Origin of the sequence: Leptotrichia sp. oral taxon 879 str. F0557 (assembly GCF_000469385.1) — a bacterium.
GTDB classification, from domain to species: domain Bacteria; phylum Fusobacteriota; class Fusobacteriia; order Fusobacteriales; family Leptotrichiaceae; genus Leptotrichia; species Leptotrichia mesophila.
Genome location: NZ_KI271317.1, coordinates 67,949 through 74,605, shown reverse-complemented (window position 1 = coordinate 74,605; position 6,657 = coordinate 67,949). Strand labels below are relative to the sequence as shown.

Genomic DNA, 6,657 nt, shown 5'->3' with positions numbered 1-6,657 from the left:
ATTCAATTATTTCAAGACGTAGAATTTACATAGAGCATGTGAATAGTCATATCAAGAAATTCAGGATAGTGTCTACATGTTACAGAAACAAGGAAAGAAAATTTTCTATGAGATTCTCGTTGATTTGTGTAATTTATAATTTTGAACTATAAGTTGTCGAATAAGTCTATTATAACATACTTTTTTGTAAGTATAGTCAATGCACCTAAAAAAAGAAGAAAAAATATTTAAAAATTAATAAATTAATTTTAAACTGAGATTGCTATATATTTATTATAAAAATAAAAAAGTATAAAAAAATTTTTGTTTGACTTATATTTTTTCGCATTGTATAATAAAATATAGTTAGAAAAATGGAAAGTGGGAAAGCACTGTTCCATAAGAAATTGATACGGAAAAGAGGTTAAATTTTATGGAAAACGCTATGAAAAGCTTTGGAGAAAATGTCTTTAGGGATAGTAATTTGAAAAAAAGAGTTTCCAAAGCTGTTTTTAAAGAGTTTAAAGCGTCTCAATTAGGTGAAACTGAGTTATCGAAGGAAGCTGCCGAAGTTATTGCGAATGCAATTAAGGATTGGGCGACTAAAAGAGGGGCTACTCACTTCTGTCATTGGTTTCAGCCGTTAAATGACTTGACAGCAGAAAAACATGATTCATTTTTAGAACCTGTTGAAAATGAGGAAGTTATTTACAAATTTTCTGGAAGTAATTTGATAAAAGGTGAATCTGACGCCTCTTCATTTCCAAATGGGGGACTTCGTAGCACATTTGAGGCAAGAGGTTACACAATTTGGGATACAAGTTCATATCCGTTCATAAGAGAAAATAAAAATGGAGTTACATTGTATATTCCTACAGCCTTTATTTCATTTACTGGTGAAGCGTTGGACAAAAAGGTACCTTTATTAAGAACAATGAAATATATAAGTGAACAAGCATTAAGAGTTTTACGGGCTTTGGGAAATACTACGGCTAATCACGTATTTAACACTTTAGGAGTGGAACAGGAGTATTTTCTTGTAAAAAAAGATATGTTTGAAGCTAGAGATGACTTATTGCTTACTGGAAGAACATTATTTGGGGCATCTGCACCTAAAGGGCAGGAACTAAGTGATCACTATTACGGAAAAATCAAAGAAAAAGTAATAAACTTTATGAGTGATGTTGATGTTGAACTTTGGAAATTAGGAATTCCGTCAAAAACAAGACATAATGAAGTAGCTCCAAACCAATTTGAAGTAGCACCACTATTTTCAGTAGCAAACTTGGCATCAGATCAGAATCAGATAATAATGGAAACCATTGAAAAAACGGCATTAAGACACGATTTGGTAGCATTGCTTCACGAAAAGCCATTTGCAGGAGTAAATGGTTCAGGGAAACATAATAACTGGTCACTAGGAACTGATGACGGTAAAAATCTTTTCAGTCCTGGAAAAGATATGAAATCAAACACACAATTTTTAATTTTTGTAGCTGCGGTAATAGAAGCTGTTGACAGATATTATCCAATGTTAAGATATGCGACTGCAACTGCGACAAATGATCATAGACTTGGTGGACACGAAGCGCCACCTGCAATTATTTCAGTATTCTTAGGAGATGAATTGACAACAGTTTTAAATAATATTGCATACAAAAAAGATGCACCTGTGTCAGAATCATCAAAAGTAAACTTATCAGTTGATGTATTACCAACATTTAGCATGGATGCTGGAGATAGAAATAGAACTTCGCCATTTGCATTTACTGGAAATAAATTCGAGTTTAGAATGCCGGGGTCAAGCTCTACACCTGCAACTTCTGCGGCTGTAATAAATGCTATGGTAGGAAAAGTGCTGTCTGAATATGCAGATAAACTTGAAAAAGCAACTGAAAAATCTCTGCCAAAAGTGGCAAATGAAATTATTGCAAATGCCTATAAAAAACATCATAGAATAATTTTCAATGGAAATGGATATAGTGAAGAATGGGCAAAAGAAGCTAAAAAACGTGGACTTACAAACGAAGTAGCTTCAAATACTGCGCTTAGAAAAATGATAGATAAAGATGTGCTAGAATTAACTCAGGAAATTGGAATGCTTTCTGAACAGGAATCTATCGCAAGATACAATGCCTATGCAGACAGATATGTAACTCAGTTAAGCATAGAGTCAAGAACATTGATTGACATTGCAAATAAAAATATCTTGCCATCTGGATTAAAATATGCCAATTTGTTAGCTGATCATATTGAAAAAAATTCAAAATACGGAAAGGCGTTTATAAAAGAGCAGGAAGAAATATTAAAAGATGTGCTTGCAAATATTACAACTTTAAGAAAAGAAGTAAAATCGCTTGAAAAAGAAATTAACAGAGTAAAAAATGAAAAAGATTTAGGAAAACAGACAGATTTAGTAAAAGAAAAATTGGTAACAGGACTTGAGGCATTAAGAATTCCTTGTGATAATTTGGAAAAAGTTATTGATCAAGAATATTGGAGTTTCCCAACTTACACGGATTTATTGTTTAAGTTATAATATTGATAAAAGTGCAGGGACTTTAACGAGTCCTTGCTTTGTTTGTTTAAAATAATATTTTTGTAGTGAATTATTGTAAAATCAACTTTAAATGTTATGGAATTATTAGATTTGATTTTGAAAGAAATGGGTATAGTAAAGAAAGGAAAGTTTAAAAATGATTTTTTTGAAATCACTGGGAAGTATTTTCCCTATTATTGTTATGATTGCGATTGGATATATTTTGAAAAAAAGGCACTGGTTTCATCACACATTTAGTGAAAATGTGTCAAAACTTATTACAAATGTGGCTTTGCCTTGTTCAATATTCTATTCAGTCTTGAAATATTTAAATATGGATGCTTTGAAGGAAGTGTCAAATCGTTTGATTTTTACATTTGCTTCGGTTATTATCGGATATGTTGCAGCTTTTTTTGTAATAAAGCTGGTGAAGATGAGAGAAGGACGGCGTGGAGTCTTTTATAATGCGGTAGTAAATGCAAATACGATATTTATTGGACTTCCGTTGAATATGGCACTTTTTGGAGAAGCAGCTTCCAAATATTATTTAATGTATTACATTACAAATACTGTATCAATTTGGACTTTAGGGTATATGCTTCTGGCAGGTGATTCATTGGAAGGCAATAAAGATGAAAAAAGTGGATTTAATCTGAAAAAGTTGTTATCGCCTCCACTTATTGCTTTTGTAATAGCCTTTATTGTACTTTTGTCAGGCATAAAAGTAATAACTCCAATTGTGGAAACTACAAAATATCTTGGAAGCGTTGTAACACCTCTTGCATTGCTTTATATTGGAATAGTGTTGGCAGATGCAGGGCTTCACAGTATTCGGTTTGATTTGGATACAAACTTGGCTTTACTTGGAAGATTTGTATTTTCATCAATTGTCATGATTGTGTTATTGAAAATTGCTGGACATTTTGTGCAGTTAAATGATTTGGAAATAAAAACATTTGTGATACAGTCAGCAGCACCAGTGTTTGCAGCATTACCAATTTTAGTTAATGAAACTAATGGAGATATTGGATATTCCACAAATGTAGTTACAACAAGTACAATTTTATTTATATTGGTTGTTCCAATTCTGATGAGTATTTTGAATATAATTCACATCTAAGATTCAGAAAATCATTAATTTGATTTTCTTTTTTTAAATTTGAAGATGGAGTAAATCTTGAAATTAATAAAAAAATATGGTAAACTTTTATTAAATATCTTAAATAATGAAAATAAAAGATAAACAAAGAAATATATAAATTATTTTAAAGTATTTGATATAAAAATTTATAAGATTAAAATATATTTTTTTCAAATTTATTATAATAATTGTAAATTTTAGGAGGAAAAGTGAAAAAAATAATCATATTGCTTGTTTTATTGGTAACAGGGATTTCTTTTTCAGATACCTGCAAATGGATAAAAAATCCAAATATATATGTAACAAAGGAAATAGAGCTCATAAATAAATCTCATTTGAAAGGAAATATCTATTGTGATGTAGAACATGATTTTATGACATATTATGTTGGAATAGATAACTTGGAAGTGGGACTTGTGTACAACACATATGAAAGAAAAGAACTGACATATGAAAATATTTTTAGAATATTAATTGATTTTGAGAATGATATAGCAAAATTGATTCCTAAAAATATCCCTAAAAAAGATGAACCCAAAAAGCCAAGATATTATACTTTCAGACTTTATACCTATGATGCAGCTAAAAAAGATACTTTTATGTTATTTAAGTATATTCTGGATACAAAAAAGATAGATGGAGACTGGAAAACTTACTATAATAATGAAATATTTTCAAAGACAGGGGAAAAAATGTTAAAAACATTAAAAGACAGCGGATACAGCCCTACTGAAGATATCATGTACTAATTGAGAGGAAAAATGAAATTAATTTTAGAAGAAGATATAGTATATAGAACTAAAATCAATGATTTTGGAGTTGAACCAATTAATAAGAGAATTATAACAACAGGAGAAAAGCTTATATATTTTAATAAAGAAAAGTTTGAGAAGGAAAGTGGCGGAAAGGTAAAAAACTGTGAAATCATAAAATATATAAAAGAAAAAAATCAGTTATTTGTCTCAAGCATGTTTTTCGTTTCTACTCCTAATGGTAAAGTTTATAAATGTGACGGAAATAAAAAGAAAATAGTTGAACTCGTATTTGATATTGAAGACACAATCAGAGTTATGAACTTTATAACAAGTGGCAGAATCGTATATATTGAAAATAATAATCTTTTTTCATACGATGTTGATACAAAAGAATTAATTTCCACTAAGCTCACAAAAAATATAAAAAATGGAAATTATAAAATATTTACAAGTGGAGAAAATGTTATAATCAAATTTAGGGAAGATTACAAACATATAAATATTATAAGTATTTTTGAAAATAAATTAAAAAAAATATTTGAAGTAAAAACTGAAAAAAATCACACTTATTCAAAAATAGTTGGACTCCAATACTTTGCAGGAACAGAAGATGGAGAAATTGAAATATGGAATATTTTGGATCAGGAACTTTATAATTCGATAAAAATTTCTGACAGAAAAATAACATATATTGAAGAATTTGAAGGAAAGTATTTTATTGGTTTGGAAAGTGGAGAATTGGTAATTACAGATAGTAAATTTCATATTTTAAAACAGGAAAAAGTGTTGAAGGAAGGAATTGTGAAAATTTGTGTAATTGAGAATGAAATTTATGTGATGGGGGGTGAAAATAGGATAGTAAAGTATAGGATGATTTGAAATATTTTATTATAATCACAGTTAGTAATTTAGCTGTGATTTTTTTTGAAAATTCATTTTGTAATTTTAATTGTAAAAATTGTGTATAAATGATATAATTTGGCGAAAAAATAAAATAAAAAATAAATAAAAATATGTAAAAAATAAATAAATTTTTAAGACTGAGTCAGTAGTGTTTTGAAATTATACTCAAACCTACTTAAAATTAAACTACTAAAAATTATATAAAATTTAGGGTTTGAGTAAAATAGTCATAACTTTTGAGTTTAGTTTTAAAGCAGTTTTACTATAATGTTCAAATTAAAGGTTTATTTAATTTTTAAAAGAATTTTTAGTGTAATGTGAAGAAATGGGAGAGGAAGTGATGAATGAGTTGGAAAATAATAAAATTAAGTTATATGGATTTAACAATTTAACAAAAACATTAAGTTTTAATATTTATGATATTTGCTATGCGGAAACAGAGAGGGAGCAGAAGGACTATATTGCATACATTGATGAGCAATATAATTCAGAAAGGCTTACAAAAATACTTATTCGTGTGGCAGAAATGATTGGAGCACAAGTCTTGAACATATCAAAGCAGGATTACGAGCCACAAGGAGCCTCTGTAAATGTTTTAATTGCAGAAGAAAGAATAAGTCCAGAAAATATCGATAAGTCTTGTAATAGAGGAAAGCCATTTTTTGAGGAAATTGGAATGGATGAAAACAGCATAAAAAAAGGTGGGGCAAGTCAGGATACGGATACAGTTCACGCTCATTTGGATAAAAGCCATATAACAGTGCATACTTTCCCGGAATACCATCCAGATAATTCAATTTCCACTTTTAGAGTGGATATTGATATTGCAACTTGTGGTGAAATTTCGCCATTAAATACGTTAAACTATCTGATAGACAGCTTTGATTCTGATATAATTACAATTGACTACAGAATACGTGGATTTACAAGAGATATTTCAGGAAAGAAATTTTTTACAGATCATAATATAACTTCTATTCAAGATTATATTGAGCCTGAAAAATTAAAAATATACGATGCAATTGACGTAAATGTATATCAGTCTAACATTTTCCATACAAAAATGCTAATAAAGGAAATCAGATTACAAAATTATCTATTTAATCAAGATGTTTATGAAATCGCACCTAAAAAAAGGCTGGAAATTACGGATAGACTTAGGAAGGAAATGATTGAAATTTATAGTGGAATGAATATTTATTAAGAATATTTTATACTTAAATTAAGTCTTCAAATTAACTATTTTATAAATTTTATTTTAGATTTGTCTAGTTAATAGTTATTTTTTCTTTTTTTATATTATTTATTTTAACGTAAGGGCATCAAGCGCCATGCCCTTA

General features: G+C 28.8%; 5 protein-coding genes. All 5 read left to right on the top strand.

Annotation, left to right across the window (positions count from 1 at the left end):
• Nucleotides 1-412: 412 nt before the first annotated feature.
• The 5 genes from HMPREF1552_RS05085 (at nt 413) to speD (ending at nt 6,521) form a co-directional block, all read left to right on the top strand.
• The gene (locus HMPREF1552_RS05085; RefSeq protein WP_021744029.1) at nt 413-2,518 is read left to right on the top strand and encodes a glutamine synthetase III; all 2,106 of its coding nucleotides are present in this window, start codon (nt 413-415) and stop codon (nt 2,516-2,518) included.
• A gap of 157 nt (nt 2,519-2,675) precedes the next feature.
• On the top strand, nt 2,676-3,638 hold the full coding sequence (locus tag HMPREF1552_RS05080; protein WP_026745831.1) for an AEC family transporter: 963 nt from the start codon (nt 2,676-2,678) through the stop codon (nt 3,636-3,638).
• Between the two features lie 230 nt (nt 3,639-3,868).
• Nucleotides 3,869-4,408 (top strand): hypothetical protein, encoded by a 540-nt coding sequence (locus HMPREF1552_RS05075; protein ID WP_021744026.1) that lies wholly within the window; start codon nt 3,869-3,871, stop codon nt 4,406-4,408.
• Nucleotides 4,409-4,420: 12 nt separating this feature from the next.
• Nucleotides 4,421-5,293, top strand: coding sequence for a hypothetical protein (locus HMPREF1552_RS05070; RefSeq protein WP_039901210.1), 873 nt, complete (start codon nt 4,421-4,423; stop codon nt 5,291-5,293).
• A gap of 364 nt (nt 5,294-5,657) precedes the next feature.
• Nucleotides 5,658-6,521 carry an adenosylmethionine decarboxylase gene (speD, locus tag HMPREF1552_RS05065; RefSeq protein WP_021746703.1) on the top strand — a complete coding sequence of 288 codons (864 nt, stop codon included), beginning with the start codon at nt 5,658-5,660 and terminating at the stop codon, nt 6,519-6,521.
• The last annotated feature ends 136 nt before the right edge of the window (nt 6,522-6,657 follow it).

Bases quoted from the DNA above. Each gene is read 5' to 3' on its own strand.
- speD (WP_021746703.1), top strand. From the start codon at position 5,658: ATGAATGAGTTGGAAAATAATAAAATTAAGTTATATGGATTTAACAAT.
- HMPREF1552_RS05070 (WP_039901210.1), top strand. From the start codon at position 4,421: ATGAAATTAATTTTAGAAGAAGATATAGTATATAGAACTAAAATCAAT.
- HMPREF1552_RS05085 (WP_021744029.1), top strand. From the start codon at position 413: ATGGAAAACGCTATGAAAAGCTTTGGAGAAAATGTCTTTAGGGATAGT.
- HMPREF1552_RS05080 (WP_026745831.1), top strand. From the start codon at position 2,676: ATGATTTTTTTGAAATCACTGGGAAGTATTTTCCCTATTATTGTTATG.